The organism is Oceanobacillus locisalsi (assembly GCF_042675985.1).
Lineage (GTDB): Bacteria > Bacillota > Bacilli > Bacillales > Amphibacillaceae > Oceanobacillus > Oceanobacillus locisalsi.
The window spans coordinates 12,837-30,149 of the sequence record NZ_JBHTKK010000019.1 but is presented as its reverse complement, the minus strand read 5'-3'; the positions used below and the strand labels follow the sequence as shown (position 1 = coordinate 30,149).

Genomic DNA, 17,313 nt, shown 5'->3' with positions numbered 1-17,313 from the left:
TATCACTGATGATTATAATAAGAGTGTATCATGTAGAGAGAGAAGACTCTAATGTTGTGATTCATCGGATGGTAAATAGGAAATGACAGAGGCGTCTTTTAGATAAATAGGCTGGTGTATCAAGTTAAAATGATACACCAGCCTATTTAGGTTGTTTTTAATTGATCTACAATTTCTTTCACAGGCGTTACAAATAATGTTTTTTGATTATCATATGTCACGTAGCCCGGCTTCGCACCATTCGGCTTTTTAACGTGACGAATCCGCGTATAATCTACTGGCACCGAAGAAGATTGCTGTGACTTGCTGTAATAAGCAGCTAAAATCGCGGCTTCTTCTAGTGTTTTTTCACTGGGTTCTCTGTCCCGGATGATCACATGAGAGCCTGGAATATCCTTTGTATGCAGCCAGACATCATCGCGATGTGCTATTCGCATGGTTGCATATTCGTTCTGTTTGTTATTTTTTCCGACTAAAATGGTGATGCCGTCCGATGATTGATAGGTTTCCGGTTCAGGTTTCTGCGGTTTTTTAGTCTTTTTTGAAGTGCGCTGTCTGCGTAAATAACCTTCTTCCCTCAGCTCCTCGCGAATTTCTTCAATGTCATCGGTGCTTGCTACATCAAGCTGTTGCAGTAATTGATCAAAATAATCGACTTCTTCATTGGTTCGTTTGATCTCAGATTCCATCATTTTACGGGAATTCTTTAGTTTTTGATAGGTTTTGAAATAATTTTGCGCATTGGCACTCGGTGATTTATGTGGATTCAGCGGAATCGTCATTTCCTTCTGATCGGGGTCATAATAATCTATCACAGAGACCTCTTTTTGATTTGGCTGTACTAAATGCATATGCGCAGTTAAAAGTTCCCCCATTTTTTGGTAGTAATCTGCCCGTTCGGCTTTTTCCACCGTCTGTCGATGTTTTTTCAGTTTCCGGACATTTTTATCCTGTTCATTTTTAATAAAACGATAAAGGTCTTTTGCCTGCTGTTTCACCCGGTCCCGTTCGGCTTTTCCAGAATAAAAGGCATCAAGCATCGGGTTGACCTCATCAAATACAGTATTTTCCTCTTCCTCAGGAAATGGGAGTACATGAAATTCTTCTTTCGGCTCCTGATAGATAGCAGGACGGTAATCATTTTCCTGGATTTGCTTTTGGACAAGGGAAAGCATTTCTTCATAATCCTGATTGGAACCGAGGCGGACGCGCTGGATCATTCTTTGGGTAACAAACGGCGAGAAGCCTTCTAATAAACCAAGCAGCTGTTTATCCATTTTGCCGGCGTTAAAATCCAATTTTTTCACAATGGATGCACTGTCTATATCCAAAATAGAGGTTTTATTCTGGTCTGGGGGCAGCTGGTAGGTTTGCCCCGGCTGAATAATTCGGTGCCGGTTTTGAGATAAAGAGACATGCTTTAAGCTATCAATAATATGTCCTTTTTCCTGATCGACCAAAATGAAGTTGCTGTGTTTCCCCATTAATTCGATCATTAATTGTTTATAGCTGATATCGCCTATTTCATTACGGGTACGGATGGTAAAGGTAACAATCCGCTCCATTCCTTTTTGTTCGATTCGTTCAATCACACTTCCTGCCAGATGTTTTCTCAGTATCATACAGAACTTCGGCGGTTCTTTGGGATTGGTATACGAATCATTGGTGATATGAAAACGGGCATACGTCGGATGAACAGAAAAAAGCAGCGTGTGGTTTACAGACTGGCTGCGGACTGTCATCACAATTTCCGTTTCCGATGGCTGATAGATTTTATTGATTTTTCCTTGTTTTAATTTCGAACTTAATTCTTCTGTAACTGCTCTTGTTACAATACCGTCGAATGGCATAAGTAATCACCTCATCGGCAATTATAGCATCTTTTTTTAAGTTCGGGCATAGAAATGGATTAAGTGCTTGTACAATTCATGTCTGCCGGAGGAATGTATAATGAAATGGTATCAGCTTACAACAGAAAAATTAGAAGAGACATTACAAGTAAAATCGAATGTCGGGTTAGGGGAGAAGCAGATTGCGAAGAGACGTCAGCAATATGGCGAGAACGTTTTAGCAGCAAAGAAAAAAGTGCCAGGATGGATTCTGTTTTTAAAACAATTCCAGGATTTTATGGTACTTGTATTATTAGCTGCTACACTGGTTGCCGGACTATTAGGAGAGTATATTGATGCCATTGCAATCATGGTGATTGTATTAATTAATGGAATCATTGGTTATTTTCAGGAACAGAAGGCAGAGAATTCATTAGAAAAATTGAAAGAGTTGTCTGCTCCGGTAGCCAGTGTCAGACGAGACGGACAGTGGGCAAAGGTTCCATCCAGAGAAGTAGTGGTAGGAGACGTGGTCAGATTCTCAAGCGGAGACAGGATTCCAGCAGATGTGAGAATCATTCAAACAACCAGTCTGGAAACAGAAGAATCTGCTTTGACAGGGGAGTCTCTGCCTGTTGCCAAACATACCAAAGAAATCCGGATGGATGGACTGGAAGCGCAAGATCAGGTCAATATGGCCTTTATGGGCACGCTTGTGACACGTGGTTCAGGAGAGGGGATCGTGGTCGGCACCGGGATGAAAACGGTGATGGGCCAGATTGCGACGCTGCTGGATAACACGAAAAAGACGATTACGCCGTTGGAAATGAAATTAGCCGAATTAGGAAAGATACTGATTGTTGTTGCTTTATTCTTAACGGTACTCGTTGTTGGAGCGGGTATTTTCCAAGGCCATCCGATGTATGAAATGTTTTTAGCGGGTGTATCCCTGGCAGTAGCTGCTATTCCGGAAGGATTGCCGGCTATTGTAACGGTTGCTTTATCGCTTGGTGTGCAGCGGATGATTAAAAAGAAGGCCATTGTAAGAAAGCTTTCAGCGGTAGAGACCTTAGGGTGTGCCTCTGTCATTTGTTCGGATAAGACAGGCACAATGACTGAAAATCAAATGACGGTAAAGGAAGTATATATCAATGGACAGACGCTATATGTAACAGGTGATGGGTACCAGACGCAAGGCGATTTTCTGTATAATCAGAAAAAAATAGAGGATGCGCCTGCCAATTTACAATCGATGCTGCTTTATGGAATGCTTTGCAATCATGCATCCATTACCACCAAAAAAGGGAAGAATATGGTGGACGGGGATCCGACAGATGGTGCTTTGCTTGTTGCAGCCTATAAAATGGGTTTTCATGAAAATGATAAACAGCCTTTTCGAATTATTAAAGAAATTCCATTTGATTCTAACCGGAAACGGATGAGTATGGTGGTGGAAGATGAGAATGGTATGCGCTTGTTAATCACCAAAGGCGCTCCTGATATCTTGCTTCCGAAATCTTCCCATATTCAAACAAATGAAGGGAAGGCGCTTTTAGCAAAAGAACAGCTGCAAAAAACAGAACAGGCAATGGTATCTATGGCTGAAAAAGCACTTCGGACCATTGCAATCGGTTTTCGGGTATTATCTCCTTCTGATTCATTAGATACAGCATTACTGGAAGAGGATTTAACATTGATTGGCTTATACGGACTGATGGATCCTCCTAGAAAAGAAGTAAAAGCAGCTGTACGCGAATGTAAAGAAGCAGGGATTAAAACTGTCATGATAACAGGTGACCATGCGCATACAGCAAAAGCAATTGCAAGCCATTTGGAAATTATTCCAGAGAACGGAAAGGTACTGGAAGGAAAAGAGCTTACACATTTGTCTGATACGGAATTAGTGGATAGGATTGAAGATACGTATGTTTTTGCACGGGTGACGCCAGAGCATAAACTCCGGATTGTCAACGCTTTTCAGGAACGAGGACATATCGTAGCTATGACTGGGGACGGGGTGAATGATGCCCCTGCAATGAAAGCAAGTGATATTGGTATTGCAATGGGAATAAGCGGCACAGATGTAACAAAAGAAGCATCGTCGCTTGTGTTGATGGACGATAACTTTGCAACGATTAAATCCGCTATTCAGGAAGGCAGAAATATTTATGAAAATATCCGTAAGTTTATTCGTTACTTGCTGGCTTCTAACGTAGGAGAAATTCTCGTAATGCTGTTTGCGATGCTGCTGGGGCTGCCTTTGCCGCTGGTACCGGTGCAAATCCTTTGGGTGAATCTGGTAACAGACGGACTGCCGGCGATGGCATTGGGTGTGGATCAAGCTGAGGACGATGTGATGAAAAGAGGACCGCGAAATCCGCGTGAAGGAATCTTTTCCCGCGGGCTCGGTTATAAGATTATTAGCAGAGGGATATTGATCGGCATTGTCACCTTGATTGCCTTTATAATCGCTTATCAAAATGATCCTGCTAATCTTGTCTATGCACAGACGATTGCTTTCACAACATTGGTAGTAGCGCAATTAATTCATGTATTTGACTGCCGAAGCGAGAAGTCCATTTTTTCCAGGAATTTATTTGAGAACCGCTATCTTATTTTAGCAGTTATCTCATCGATGCTCTTACTCTTGGTTGTTATCTACTTCCCGCCGCTTCAGCCGATTTTCCATACAGTAACCTTGTCTGTTATTGACTGGTTCCTTATCGTCGGACTGGGAGCACTGCCAACTGTATTATTCGGATTTACTAAAAAATAAGTATAGAGTTTAATGAAACAACTATCCTGATCAAACGATGTGAAGCGGGGTAGTTGTTTTTATTTAAAAAGTAACTTCTTTTCCATATATCTGCTGACAAAGATTAGCAGGTAAAGTGTAAGGCTATCGCTTCGGCGGACCGTTTTGTTTTCCGACGTACAGGACGTACTAGTGCAGACGTTGCAACAACGGTTTTAATGGGGTGAGTAAGCGCAACCCCAGGACGTTGCGTTCTTAGTCTGCCTAGGGGCACGCTCTTCAGCTAACTTTTGCCAAGAAGATCGCTTGGCAAAAGGGCATCTTCAGAGGGTGCTGATCCCTCAGGAGTCAAAACGGTCCGCCTCCGCTAGTGGGGTATTTAATAAATAAAATAGCTGAACGAATAAAAGTGGATCAGACAGAACATATTTTTCGTGGTGCGTGGTAAAAATGTTCAGCAATCAGTCCTTTCTGTGCATGCAAGGCAAGCTATTCTTGATATGAACGATCCATGCTGTCATGATGTGACCTGCTAAACCAATCATTGGAAACACCAGAATGATTGTTTATTAAGGCGAAAAAGCGATTATTTCATCTAACTTCATCAGGATGTTATTTCTTCCAAGCGCTGTAGTATCCTATTAGAGCGCAGGCCAACCACGGAGACTACTAAGTGGTTGGCAGGCTAAAACCGTGACTCCTGGGTTCGGGACTGCGCTTACCAATGTTGTTAGGTTAATATGACCGCTACGGAAAAACACTACGCTTTCCGTGGGCTTGTCCTCAGCCTCCTCGAAAAAAAGAAGTTCGCTTTTTTTCTGCGGGGTCTTCACACTGCGCATTCCCACAGGAGTCTCCGTATTTTTCCTCCGCTAGTTAGCTTTCATGCTATCTGCTAGTAGCAACTATAATCTTTTGAAAATTCATTAACCTGACAACATTGAGACCTGCGATTACTCGGTCTATTAAAACCGTTGCTGCGCTTACTCGCCCCATTGAAAACATTTGTACGTTGGAAAGCGAAGTAGTTGGCCGGAGAGGTTGCTATACACCGCATCCTGGAACAGCAAGTGTATATGCTTATTCTTAGGTGCGGAGGTTGGGTTAAAAACTTATTTTTTACATCAGCTCTGAAGTGTGAAAATAAGCTATTGACCACCGGAGGCATTTAAAAATAAATGATAGTGTGTTATATTAATATAGAGGGCGTCGGCCTTTTGGCAGGGTCTTCTATGGTATTTACGATACCCTCCTTTCCTGAATGATTTTTCAGCTGATCCCTTATAGGAAAGGCGGCAGTGTTGGAAACGGTGATTTGCATCGGGACATGAGATGATGAATATCGTAATATTCGTCGGAACTGCTGCTAAAAGTTCTTCGAAAAGATTTTGCATGTTTTAAAGAAAAACACAGCACACATAGCCTGCAAATTCCACACGGTTCCCCTGTTTTTCTGCTTTGCTCTTGGAATAAAATAGTTCGATGTATAATTTTCATAAAAAATACAGTATAATGGTACTATTATAGACAGAAAAGAAATGGTAGGGGGAAAAAATTTGAATTTAAGTTTAATAAACATTGGCTTTGGTAATGTTGTTTCCGCAAACCGAATTATTTCTATTGTGTCTCCGGAATCAGCACCAGTAAAAAGAATTATTACGGTCGCCAGAGATAATAATAAACTGGTGGATGCTACGTATGGAAGGCGTACTAGAGCTGTTATCATTACAGACAGCGATCATGTTGTATTATCTGCTGTACAACCTGAAACAGTGGGACAACGACTTGTGACAAACGATGAAATAGCAGATGAATAACGAAGCTGAAAAACAGGGGAAAACAGCTGGATAAACGTAAGAATAATGATGAAAGTGATGTATGTCAAACGGGAAAGAATGGCAAAATAAAAAAGTAAATGTTGGAGGATGAATAATCATGATTTTAGAACCTTCTATTGATTCATTGCAAAAAAAGATTAAGTCAAAATATAGTCTGGTTACACTATCAGCCAGAAGAGCCAGAGAGCTGAGCGAAACAGATGACGTCCTGGTAGAAAATGCAAGATCACATAAATATCTCGGAAAAGCTTTAGAAGAAATTGAAGCTGGAAAACTTTATATTAAAAAATAAAACAGGAAATACCTGATGCGTAGGAAAAGACCTTTGCTTGTTGAACAATTCTTCATTTAAGAATTGCCCGACATGCAAAGGTCTTTCTCTTTATACAGGATTTGTTCCATTTTTCCGTATCTTTTTCAAGTCTTTATTCGGCAGAATTCGATAGATATATGTTATAACTATGTATAGAGAAAATAAGAATGGATGTTGAAATAAGTTTTTGAATTACGCATGGATATAATACGAATGAAGGATAGAGAGGATGATTTTCATGCTTGATCAGAAAAAAATACTTTTAGGTGTTACTGGCGGAATTGCCGTTTATAAAGTGAGTGCGCTGGCAAGTAAACTGACACAGCTTGGAGCCGAAGTGAAGGTAATTATGACAGAAAGTGCGACAGAATTTGTGACGCCATTGACCTTCCAAGCTTTGACAAGAAATCCGGTTTATACAGATACGTTTGATGAAAAAAATCCGAAAAAAATCGCGCATATTGATTTGGCCGACTGGGCAGATATTGCTATTATTGCGCCGGCGACAGCGAATATTCTTTCAAAGATAGCCCACGGACAAGCAGATGATATGCTCTCGACCACGATGTTGGCAACACAGGCTGAAGTATATATTGCACCGGCTATGAATGTGCATATGTATGACCATCCTGCAGTAATTCAAAATATGAAACAGCTTGAAAAATGGGGCTATCATTTTATTGAGCCGGGAGATGGCTATTTAGCATGCGGCTATGTTGGGAAAGGCCGTCTTGAAGAGCCGCAGGAGATTATTGGCGTGTTGGAACGTCACCAGCAAAAAAATCTGGATATGCAAGGGAAAAAGGTGCTTATCTCTGCCGGTCCGACAAAGGAAAAGGTTGATCCGGTACGTTTCTTTACCAACCGTTCTTCCGGAAAAATGGGGTTTGCGTTGGCGGAAGCAGCTGCTGAGCGCGGGGCAGATGTAACATTGGTGGCCGGTCCGGTATCGATAGAGACACAGCATCCGGCGATAAAACGGATCGATGTCGTTACTGCACAGGAAATGTATGATGCCATGAACGAACAGTTTACAGATAAGGATATAGTGATTAAAGCAGCAGCTGTAGCAGATTTTCGTCCTAAAGAGGTTCATGCTTCTAAAGTAAAGAAACAAGCTGGAGATGACACGATTGTGATGGAACGGACCGAGGATATCTTACAAAAGCTTGGAGAAAGAAAAGAAAATCAATTTCTAGTCGGATTTGCTGCAGAAACGGACAGCCCGGTTGCATATGGGTTAGAAAAACGGAAGAAAAAGAATTTGGATGCGATTGTTGTGAATGATGTCAGCCAAGAGGGTTCCGGATTTGAAGGAGATACAAATATGGTTTCCTATATCAATAAAACGGAATCGGTCACGGAATTGCAGCAAGCTACGAAAAGACAGATAGCAGAGCAGCTTCTGGACTGTATTTTACAAGATATGAAGGATGATTCAATTTGAAAATAGCCAGTGTTATCGTGGATGTCCCGACTAGTGCGACAAATCAAACATACGACTATCTCGTTCCGGAGAAATATCATGAAATCATTGCCCCTGGTATGCGTGTTACGGTTCCATTTGGTCCGAGGAAGATTATGGGGTTTGTTGTGGAGCTCAAGGGAGAATCTCATTTAACCAAATTAAAAGAACTGCATGAGGTCCTTGATATCACACCCGTCTTAACGGAGGAACTGTTACATCTAGGGAAATCCGTTGCCAACAAGACACTGAGCTTATATATTACGGTATTTCAGACGATGCTTCCCCAAGTATTAAAATCGCATTATACAAAAGATTTGGTTCGGGAAACAGATGAATTTCTCACACCGGAATTAGAAGATTTATTTGCAGGAAGAGAGTCGATCTCATTTGAAGCATTTACTGCTTCTTCTATCAGTTATTATCAACTGCAAAAACAGATAGAAGCCGGGAATATCACCGTTTATTACCATGTGAAGTCAAGAATCACTAAAAAGCAGCTGACTATGGTGCAGTTAGATGTGTCTGAGATGCGTGCAATGGAGGCGCAAGAAGATTTAACCAAACAGGCCAAAAAACAAAAAGAGCTGATTCAATATTTTATCGATCATCCGGAGCCGATAGAACAGGCAAAATTAATCAAACAGCTTCATACTTCTGCACAGACAGTGAAAACGTTGGAAAGCAAAGGGATTATCAAGACTTTTCAACAAGAAGTGTTTCGTGATCCTTATAAGAATCAGCCGATTGAACGGACAGAAGCATTCGAATTGACCGATGAGCAAACACAGGCGATGGCGCCGATTGTGGATGCAATCAATGAAAACGAAAATAATGTATTTCTATTACATGGGGTGACAGGAAGCGGGAAAACAGAAGTATATTTACAATCTATCCAGCATGTCATCTCCAAAGGCCAGGAAGCTATTGTGTTAGTTCCGGAAATTTCGTTAACACCGCAAATGGTACGGCGTTTCAAAGGAAGATTTGGGTCCAATGTTGCTGTGATGCATAGCGGTCTTTCCGCTGGAGAAAAGTATGATGAATGGAGAAAGATTCAGCAGAAGCAGGTGCAAGTAGTCGTCGGGGCCCGTTCGGCAATATTCGCTCCTTTTACCAATATCGGCATTTTCATTATTGATGAGGAGCATGAAACCACGTATAAGCAAGAAGACCAGCCCCGGTACCATGCTAGAGACGTTGCAATAGAAAGAGCGGGCAACCATCGCTGTCCGGTTGTGCTTGGCAGTGCGACACCTTCATTAGAAAGTTACGCCAGAGCTAAAAAAGGGGTGTACAAACTTCTAACACTTGCAAGCCGTACAAATCACCAGAAAATGCCAAGTGTAGAGATTGTGGATATGCGAGAAGAACTGCACGCAGGCAACCGTACCATGTTTTCTACGTCACTGATGGAAAATATGAAGGCCTGTATGGAGCGGGGAGAACAAATTGTGCTGCTTCTGAACCGCAGAGGTTATTCCACCTTTGTAATGTGCCGGGATTGCGGCCATGTAGCGGAATGTCCGCATTGTGATATTGCATTAACCTACCATAAGAAAACGCATCGGCTTAAATGCCATTATTGTTCTTATGAGCAGGCAGTTCCTGAGCATTGCCCATCCTGTGACAGTGATTTGATCCGGTATTTTGGGACAGGAACACAACGGGTGGAAGAATCTTTAACAAAATTATTACCGGAAGCTCGTGTTATACGGATGGATGTAGACACAACACGGAAAAAGGGCTCGCATGAAAAATTATTAAAACAGTTTTCAGAGAAAAAGGCGGATATTTTACTAGGGACACAAATGATTGCCAAAGGCCTGGACTTTAAGGACGTCACATTGGTAGGTGTGTTATCTGCAGACGCGATGCTGCATCTGCCTGATTTTCGGGCATCGGAACGTACTTTTCAGTTATTGACTCAAGTAAGCGGCAGAGCGGGAAGGCATGAACTTACCGGGAAAGTCATTGTCCAGACGTATACACCGGAACATTACAGTGTGACTTATGCGGCAGACCATAATTTTCTTGATTTCTATCAGCATGAAATGGCCGTTCGAAAAGCCTTCCAATATCCTCCGTTTGTCTTCCTTGTCTTGATTACTGTGTCGCATGAAAATCATGTTCGGGCAGTGCAAGTTTCCGGGGAAATTGTTAAACAGCTGAGCGGATTTGTTTCCCAGGGGACAACCATCTTAGGACCGACTCCTTCGACGATTGCACGGATAAAAGATAGATATCGGTACCAGTGCATGATAAAATACAAGCATGAACCGGAGTTAATCCGATATTTAGAACATATTCAATCGACATATGCGGAGGAAATACGAAAGCAGGAGTTGCAGTTGTTTATCGATATGCAGCCGTATTATATGATGTAAGGAAACTCAAAAAGTACCCAAATGATAAGCGGCGAATCTCTGCGTTGACATGTCTTATCCGATACTCACGTATATAAAAACATACGCTCCGTTCGGAAAAGACACGTCGCCTTGACCTTCTTGCTTCTAATTTGGAAACTTTTTGAATACAACTCGTAAGGAAATTCAAATCGTAAGGATATGATATAAGGAAATGAGGGATCCAATTGAAACGAATTGTTTTTATGGGGACACCGGATTTTGCTGTCCCTGTTTTACAAAAACTTATTGCAAATAAATATGAAATCGTGCTTGTTGTGACACAGCCGGACCGGCCTAAAGGCAGGAAAAAAACCATCACACCGCCGCCGGTAAAAGAAGAAGCTCTAAAGCATGATATAGAAGTATTTCAACCAGAAAAATTGAGGGAAGATTACCAAGTGCTTGCAGATGCAAAGCCAGATTTAATTATCACGGCTGCTTATGGGCAGATTCTGCCGAAAGAAGTGCTTGATATAGCGCCGTTTGGAGCAATTAATGTCCATGCATCTCTGCTACCGGAACTGCGCGGCGGAGCGCCGATTCATTATGCTATTTTACAAGGAAAGCAGAAAACCGGTATCACCATCATGTATATGGCAGAAAACTTAGACGCGGGCGATATTCTTTCACAGGCAGAGGTGGAAATAGAAGACGCGGATCATGTTGGAACGATGCATGACAAGCTGGCAGATATCGGTTCTGACCTTCTAATTGATACCTTGCCAGATTTGTTTGCCGGAAACCTGGCGTCCGAAAAGCAGGATGACACAGCTGCTACTTTTGCTTCCAACATTAAGCGTGAGCAGGAAAAGATTGATTGGAATCAGCCTGCCCGGGAAATTTATAATCAAATAAGAGGACTTCATCCTTGGCCGGTTGCATTTTCAACCTATGAAGGAAAAGTCATGAAGATCTGGTGGGGAGAAGAAGGTCCAGCCACCTCCAGTTCCAAACCAGCTGGTGAAATTATAGCAAAAGACAGTGTGTCCTTTACCGTCCAATGCGGGCAGCAAACAAGTATAAAAATAACAGAAATCCAGCCTGCCGGGAAAAAACGAATGAAAGTGAAAGATTACTTACAAGCTTCCCAGGACAGGATTCAAATCGGTGTCATATTAGGAGAATAAAATCATGGCAAAATATCAATTGAGACAAACAATGCTTGATATCCTTATCCGGATTGAAAAAGATAAAGGATTCAGCAACCTCTTGCTTAATCATGAATTGCAGCAAACGGATTTCAATGAAAAGGATAAAAGATTATTAACAGAGGTTATCTACGGAACAGTGCAGAATCAAATAACGATTGACTATTATCTGGCACAGTTTATGAAAAACAAGAAGAAATTAGACATTTGGGTGAAACAGCTATTAAGAATGTCGGTCTATCAAATGGTTTATTTAGAAAAAATTCCGGATCATGCGATTGTCCATGAGTCTGTTGAAATTGCTAAAATTCGCGGGCATAAGGGGACAGCATCTTTTGTCAATGGCATACTGCGGAGTATGCAGCGGAAAGGTGTTCCAGATTTATCTTTGATTGCGAATCCGATTGAACGCATTTCGATAGAAACTAGCCACCCCTTATGGCTCGTGGAAAGATGGGCGGAGATGTACGGTATCGAGAAGACAGACGCGATGTGTCATGAAAATATCAAACATTTTCCAATGTCCATACGGATTCAGCCAATGAAAACAACACGGGCTTCGGTTATGATGCAGCTGGAAAACGAGGGATTTGAAGTAGAACCTTCTTCCTTTTCTTCTCAAGGGATTTTGATAAAAAAAGGAAATATTTTTCAAACTACGCTTTTGCAGGATGGATTTGTAACTGTACAAGACCAGAGCTCGATGCTTACAGCAGAATCCTTACAATTAGAGCCAGGGATGAAAGTGCTGGATACATGCAGTGCTCCGGGCGGAAAAGCGACGCATATTGCTGAATTAATGACAGATCAGGGCGATATTCATGCCTGCGATTTGCATCAGAAAAAGGTAAAATTAATTGAGGAAAAAGCAGCTATATTAGATTTGCATGCTATATCTGCTTTTCAGGGTGACGCCAGAAAACTTGATGAAAAGTATGAAGAAGCAAGTTTTGACAGAATTCTTATCGATGCTCCTTGCTCCGGACTGGGTGTGATTAACGGAAAGCCGGAAATTAAATATGAAAAACAACCCAGCGATATAGAACGACTTGCATCGATTCAGCAGGATATTATCGAGACAGCAGCTTCCCTTCTGAAACCGGGCGGATTGCTTATTTACAGTACTTGTACGGTAGATAAAATGGAAAATAATCAAGTGGTTCAAACGTTTCTGGAAAATCATCCTGCCTTCAGCATAGACCTTACCTTTAAAAATGAACTTTCCGAATCATTAAAGCAAGCGCCTGGATGGTCAGCAGAGGGCTTGCAATTATTCCCTCAAGATTTTCAAACAGACGGATTTTTCCTGACAAGAATCAAGCGGGATACGTAATGTAGGCAAAAGGTTATTTCAGCAGTTGTTCAAAAAGCAGCCAATGTTTTTCAGCAGTGCGAGGAAACACAGCTCAAGCCTTATGCAAGAAAGGGCCTCAACAAGAGTGTTCCCTGCTGGACCTTTGCCGGCTTTTTGAGCAACCTGTATAACTTATACATTACATAGTTTTAATCTAGGTGAGAATGTGCCATAATGATGGATAGCATCAAATGTTTAAATGCCCGATTTGTAACTGTAATCGTGTGATGGAACATTTTTTAAAAGGATGATCCATGTTTGAAAAAAGGATATCTAATTGGAATTGTAAAGGGGGAGTAGCTCTTGAAAGGGCTTTTCTTAACGCATTGCGGACAAGTCCGTAATCATAATGAAGATGCAGGCGGCATTTTTGAAAATAAGAGCACACAGCCGATTGCTGTTATTGCTGACGGTATGGGCGGACACCAAGCCGGCGATGTAGCAAGTATGCTGGCTGTTGATAAAATTAAAAATAAATGGGAAGAAACAGAACAGATTGAAAACGCTGAGGATATTAAACATTGGTTTCAAAACATAATCAGAGAAGCAAACACCCAAATCTTTCAGAAAGCACAGGAAAATAAGCAATTGGAAGGTATGGGTACAACTCTTGTGGCTGCAGCAATCATCCGAAATTCACTGATTATCGCACATATTGGAGACAGCCGCTTATATATGGCAAGAGGAGACCAGATTGAACAGTTGACAGAAGATCATTCTTTTGTCAATGAACTTGTGAAAAGAGGCGAAATTACAGAAGGGGATGCGGAAGTCCATCCTTATAAAAACTATATTATTCGCGCGCTGGGAACAGATGCAGAAGTTGACACAGATGTCAAAATACTGACCTGGCAAGCTGGAGATCGCTTATTATTATGTTCAGACGGCTTATCCGACAAGATGAATCAAACGGAATTAGCTCAGCTTATAACAGCAGATAAAGAGATGAATGAGATAGGCCAGCAACTTATCGATTTAGCGAATCAGCGCGGCGGGGAAGATAATATTTCGCTTATATTAATGGCACATGACGGTTCGGACTCGGAGGCAGGTGAACCTGCATGAATACAGGACATTTATTAAATGATCGATATCGCGTCGAGCGAAAAGTCGGCGGAGGAGGCATGGCCAATGTCTTTCTTGCTAGAGACACCATTCTTGAACGCGATGTAGCAGTCAAAGCACTGCGCACGGATTATATACATGATCAGGAGTTTATTGCCCGTTTTGACAGGGAGGCACAATCTGCAAGCTCCCTTTCCCATCCGAATATTGTTAATATCTTTGATGTCGGCGAGGATGACCAGACGCTGTATATGGTCATGGAATATGTGGAGGGAATGACTTTAAAGGAGTATATCCAACAGTATGGCCCGATAGACGTTCCACTGGCTTTGGATATCATGAAACAGATTGCCTCGGCGATTGCACATGCGCATGAAAATGATATTATTCACCGGGATATTAAGCCTCAGAATATATTAATTGACCGTTTTGGCCAAGTGAAAGTGACGGACTTCGGGATTGCGATGGCGCTTAGTGCAACCGCGTTAACGCAAACCAATTCCATTCTGGGTTCGGTTCATTATCTTTCACCGGAGCAGGCCCGCGGCGGAATGGCAACAAAGAAATCAGATATTTATTCACTAGGTATTGTACTGTTTGAATTATTAACGGGAAAACTTCCCTTTTCTGGACAATCACCTGTTTCGATTGCTTTAAAACATTTGCAGAGCGATACACCGTCTGTCAAAGAGATTAATCCGGATATTCCGCAAAGCGTAGAGAATATTGTTTTGCAGGCAACAGCAAAAAATCCATTTTATCGTTATGAAGATGTTTATCAGTTTGAAGCGGCATTAGCTGCAGCCCTTTCTCCGGAGAAATTAAATGAAGAACCTTTTACGATTCCGGACGAAGAAGGCGATGAGACAAAGGCCATTCCGATAATAACAGATGACAACCTGTCCGAGGATGAAGCTGATGCGGATCAGACTGTTGTTCATCAAGCAGATGCAGAGCCGACAAAAAGCTATCCTGAAGAAAATAGCGAACAGAAAAAAGACAAAAAGAAGAAAAAGGACAAGAAGCCTGCCAGTAAAAAGAAGAAATTGATCTGGATTTCCATTCTGGTCGTATTCCTTCTCGGGATTGGCAGTGCCGCGATCGTATATGCGATGCAGCCTCAGGATGTAACCATAGAAGAGTTTGAAGATCAACCGGCAGAGGATGCACGAGACTTGCTTGAAAGCCAAAACCTTCTTGTTGACGTAGAAGAGGTTAATTCGGATGAAATCGAGCCCGGATATGTGGAGCGAACCGACCCTGCTGCTGGAAGAACTGTTAAAGAAGGATCAACAGTAACTTTATTTGTCAGTCAGGGTCCGGAAGAAATAGAAGTGGATGATTATGAAGGAGAAGATTTTGAAGAGGTGGAAACGGAATTGAATCAAGAAGGATTTAATGATATTACTCCTTTTGAAAGAAATTCCGACCAGCCTGTGGGTGAAATTATTTCACAAATTCAGCCAGAACCGGGATCTTCGGTAGTACCTGCTGACACGAAAGTCATTTTTGAAGTCAGTGCCGGACCGGAAATGGTGAGCCTGAATAATCTGACAGGAATGAACGAAGAGGAAGTACAAGATTACGTAGATCGTAATGAATTGGTAATGAATACGCATGAAGAATATTCGGATGATGTGGAAGAAGGTCTTGTTGCCAGGCAATCTCCTGAATCAGGAACGGATGTAGAGAAAGGCTCTGCAGTAGATGTTTATTTCTCCCTGGGGTCTGAAGAAGAGCCGCCTCGTTCGCACTCTGTTTCCTATATGGTTCCTTACACATTAGATGACCAAGAAGGAACTGAGGAAGACGAACAAGGAAACGACGAACAAGAGGACGGAGAAGAAACGGAAAATGGAGACAGCGCTTCTGATGACGCGAATAATGAGGAAGAAGAGACGAACGCGTCAGATGAAGATAATGAAGATACGAATGCATCAGACGAAGAGAATGAAAACAATGAAGATACGGATGCAGAAAATGAAGATGGCGAAGCAGAATCGGAAAATGAAGAAGAAACCGAGTCAGAAGCAGATGCAGAATCATCCGAACCGGAAGAGCAAACCGTGCGCATCTATATTGAAGACAGTAATAATGATATCTCTGATGTATATCGGGAAGAGACGATAACAGAAGATACGGAAGTTACATTTACACTAACGATTGCCCCAGGTACAGATGCAGAATACCGCATTACCAGAGATGATGAAGAAATTACAGAAAGGACTGTATCCTATGAGGGAGAGGAAGAGTAGATGGCAACAGGCAGAATCATTAAAGCATTAAGCGGCTTCTACTATGTGCAGTCGAATGAAGGTGTTTATGCTTGCAGGGGCAGAGGTGTACTCCGAAATAAAAAGATTACTCCTTTAGTTGGCGACTTTGTAGAATTTGAAGTTCGTAATGAAAATGAAGGCTATATTATGAAAGTGAAAGACAGGTCGAATGAACTTATTCGGCCTCCTGTTGCCAATATTAATCAGGTGTGTATTGTTAATGCAGCCACCTCTCCAGATTTTAATCCATTATTACTGGATCGTTTCCTTGTTCTGATTGAATCCAAACACATCCAGCCGATCATCTTTATTTCAAAAATGGATTTGGCAACATCAGAAGAAAAGGAACGCGTAAAGGAATATCAAGCTGCTTACCGGGATATCGGCTATGAAGTGGAATTGTTGTCATCGAAGGAATCGGAGTGGATTTATGAAGTACTCCCTTATTTTAAGGATAAAGTTTCTGTTTTTGCAGGGCAGTCTGGAGTCGGAAAATCATCCCTGTTAAATACCCTGGATCCGAATCTGTTCTTAGAAACAGCAGAGATTTCCAAAAGTCTTGGCAGGGGGAAACATACCACCAGACATGTGGAACTTTTAACAATCGGAGAAGGTCTGGTAGCTGATACGCCCGGATTTAGTGTTTTAGAGTTTTCGGATTTAGAGACGGAGGATTTAGGTGTTTGTTTTCCGGAGATAAGACGGCACATGCCCGATTGCAAGTTCCGGGGCTGCCTGCATGATAAAGAGCCGAAATGTGCGGTGAAAGCTGCTGTTGATGACGGAGAAATAGCTGCTTTCAGGTATCAGCATTATTTACGATTTTTAGAAGAGATTAAAACAAGAAAGCCGAGGTATTAAG

Annotated in this window: 11 protein-coding genes; 10 read left to right on the top strand and 1 reads right to left on the bottom strand. The window is 41.9% G+C overall.

Going from position 1 to position 17,313, the window contains the following annotated elements:
- Positions 1 to 146: 146 nt before the first annotated feature.
- On the bottom strand, positions 147 to 1,850 hold the full coding sequence (locus tag ACFQ19_RS14395) for an Rqc2 family fibronectin-binding protein (protein WP_379593231.1): 1,704 nt from the start codon (positions 1,848 to 1,850) through the stop codon (positions 147 to 149).
- Positions 1,851 to 1,950: 100 nt separating this feature from the next.
- Here ACFQ19_RS14395 and ACFQ19_RS14390 point away from each other — a divergent pair, with 100 nt between their 5' ends.
- From ACFQ19_RS14390 to rsgA, 10 genes are all read left to right on the top strand, one after another.
- The gene (locus tag ACFQ19_RS14390) at positions 1,951 to 4,605 is read left to right on the top strand and encodes a cation-translocating P-type ATPase (RefSeq protein ID WP_379593229.1); all 2,655 of its coding nucleotides are present in this window, start codon (positions 1,951 to 1,953) and stop codon (positions 4,603 to 4,605) included.
- 1,535 nt (positions 4,606 to 6,140) lie between these two features.
- On the top strand, positions 6,141 to 6,401 hold the full coding sequence (gene remA, locus ACFQ19_RS14385; RefSeq protein ID WP_042535126.1) for an extracellular matrix/biofilm regulator RemA: 261 nt from the start codon (positions 6,141 to 6,143) through the stop codon (positions 6,399 to 6,401).
- A gap of 118 nt (positions 6,402 to 6,519) precedes the next feature.
- The gene (gene rpoZ / locus ACFQ19_RS14380) at positions 6,520 to 6,714 is read left to right on the top strand and encodes a DNA-directed RNA polymerase subunit omega (protein ID WP_379593227.1); all 195 of its coding nucleotides are present in this window, start codon (positions 6,520 to 6,522) and stop codon (positions 6,712 to 6,714) included.
- A gap of 259 nt (positions 6,715 to 6,973) precedes the next feature.
- Positions 6,974 to 8,182 carry a bifunctional phosphopantothenoylcysteine decarboxylase/phosphopantothenate--cysteine ligase CoaBC gene (coaBC, locus tag ACFQ19_RS14375; protein ID WP_379593225.1) on the top strand — a complete coding sequence of 403 codons (1,209 nt, stop codon included), beginning with the start codon at positions 6,974 to 6,976 and terminating at the stop codon, positions 8,180 to 8,182.
- The gene (gene priA / locus ACFQ19_RS14370; protein WP_379593223.1) at positions 8,179 to 10,587 is read left to right on the top strand and encodes a primosomal protein N'; all 2,409 of its coding nucleotides are present in this window, start codon (positions 8,179 to 8,181) and stop codon (positions 10,585 to 10,587) included. Before coaBC ends, priA begins: the two co-directional genes overlap by 4 nt.
- Positions 10,588 to 10,793: 206 nt before the next feature.
- A complete protein-coding gene (fmt, locus tag ACFQ19_RS14365) occupies positions 10,794 to 11,735 on the top strand; it encodes a methionyl-tRNA formyltransferase (protein WP_379593221.1) in 942 nt (313 codons plus the stop codon).
- 4 nt (positions 11,736 to 11,739) lie between these two features.
- Complete coding sequence (rsmB, locus tag ACFQ19_RS14360; RefSeq protein ID WP_379593219.1) at positions 11,740 to 13,089, top strand: 16S rRNA (cytosine(967)-C(5))-methyltransferase RsmB; 1,350 nt, start codon at positions 11,740 to 11,742, stop codon at positions 13,087 to 13,089.
- 324 nt (positions 13,090 to 13,413) lie between these two features.
- Positions 13,414 to 14,175, top strand: a complete 762-nt coding sequence (locus ACFQ19_RS14355; protein WP_379593217.1) for a Stp1/IreP family PP2C-type Ser/Thr phosphatase — start codon at positions 13,414 to 13,416, stop codon at positions 14,173 to 14,175.
- Entirely contained in the window at positions 14,172 to 16,430 is a 2,259-nt protein-coding gene (gene pknB / locus ACFQ19_RS14350; protein WP_379593215.1) for a Stk1 family PASTA domain-containing Ser/Thr kinase, read from the top strand. Before ACFQ19_RS14355 ends, pknB begins: the two co-directional genes overlap by 4 nt.
- A complete protein-coding gene (gene rsgA / locus ACFQ19_RS14345) occupies positions 16,431 to 17,312 on the top strand; it encodes a ribosome small subunit-dependent GTPase A (RefSeq protein WP_379593213.1) in 882 nt (293 codons plus the stop codon). It begins immediately after the preceding gene.
- Position 17,313: the final 1 nt, after the last annotated feature.

What these genes read in the sequence shown, in the direction of transcription:
- rsmB (WP_379593219.1), top strand. Translation starts at nt 11,740, where the DNA reads ATGGCAAAATATCAATTGAGACAAACAATGCTTGATATCCTTATCCGG.
- coaBC (WP_379593225.1), top strand. Translation starts at nt 6,974, where the DNA reads ATGCTTGATCAGAAAAAAATACTTTTAGGTGTTACTGGCGGAATTGCC.
- ACFQ19_RS14390 (WP_379593229.1), top strand. Translation starts at nt 1,951, where the DNA reads ATGAAATGGTATCAGCTTACAACAGAAAAATTAGAAGAGACATTACAA.
- rpoZ (WP_379593227.1), top strand. Translation starts at nt 6,520, where the DNA reads ATGATTTTAGAACCTTCTATTGATTCATTGCAAAAAAAGATTAAGTCA.
- ACFQ19_RS14395 (WP_379593231.1), bottom strand. Translation starts at nt 1,850, where the DNA reads ATGCCATTCGACGGTATTGTAACAAGAGCAGTTACAGAAGAATTAAGT.
- pknB (WP_379593215.1), top strand. Translation starts at nt 14,172, where the DNA reads ATGAATACAGGACATTTATTAAATGATCGATATCGCGTCGAGCGAAAA.
- rsgA (WP_379593213.1), top strand. Translation starts at nt 16,431, where the DNA reads ATGGCAACAGGCAGAATCATTAAAGCATTAAGCGGCTTCTACTATGTG.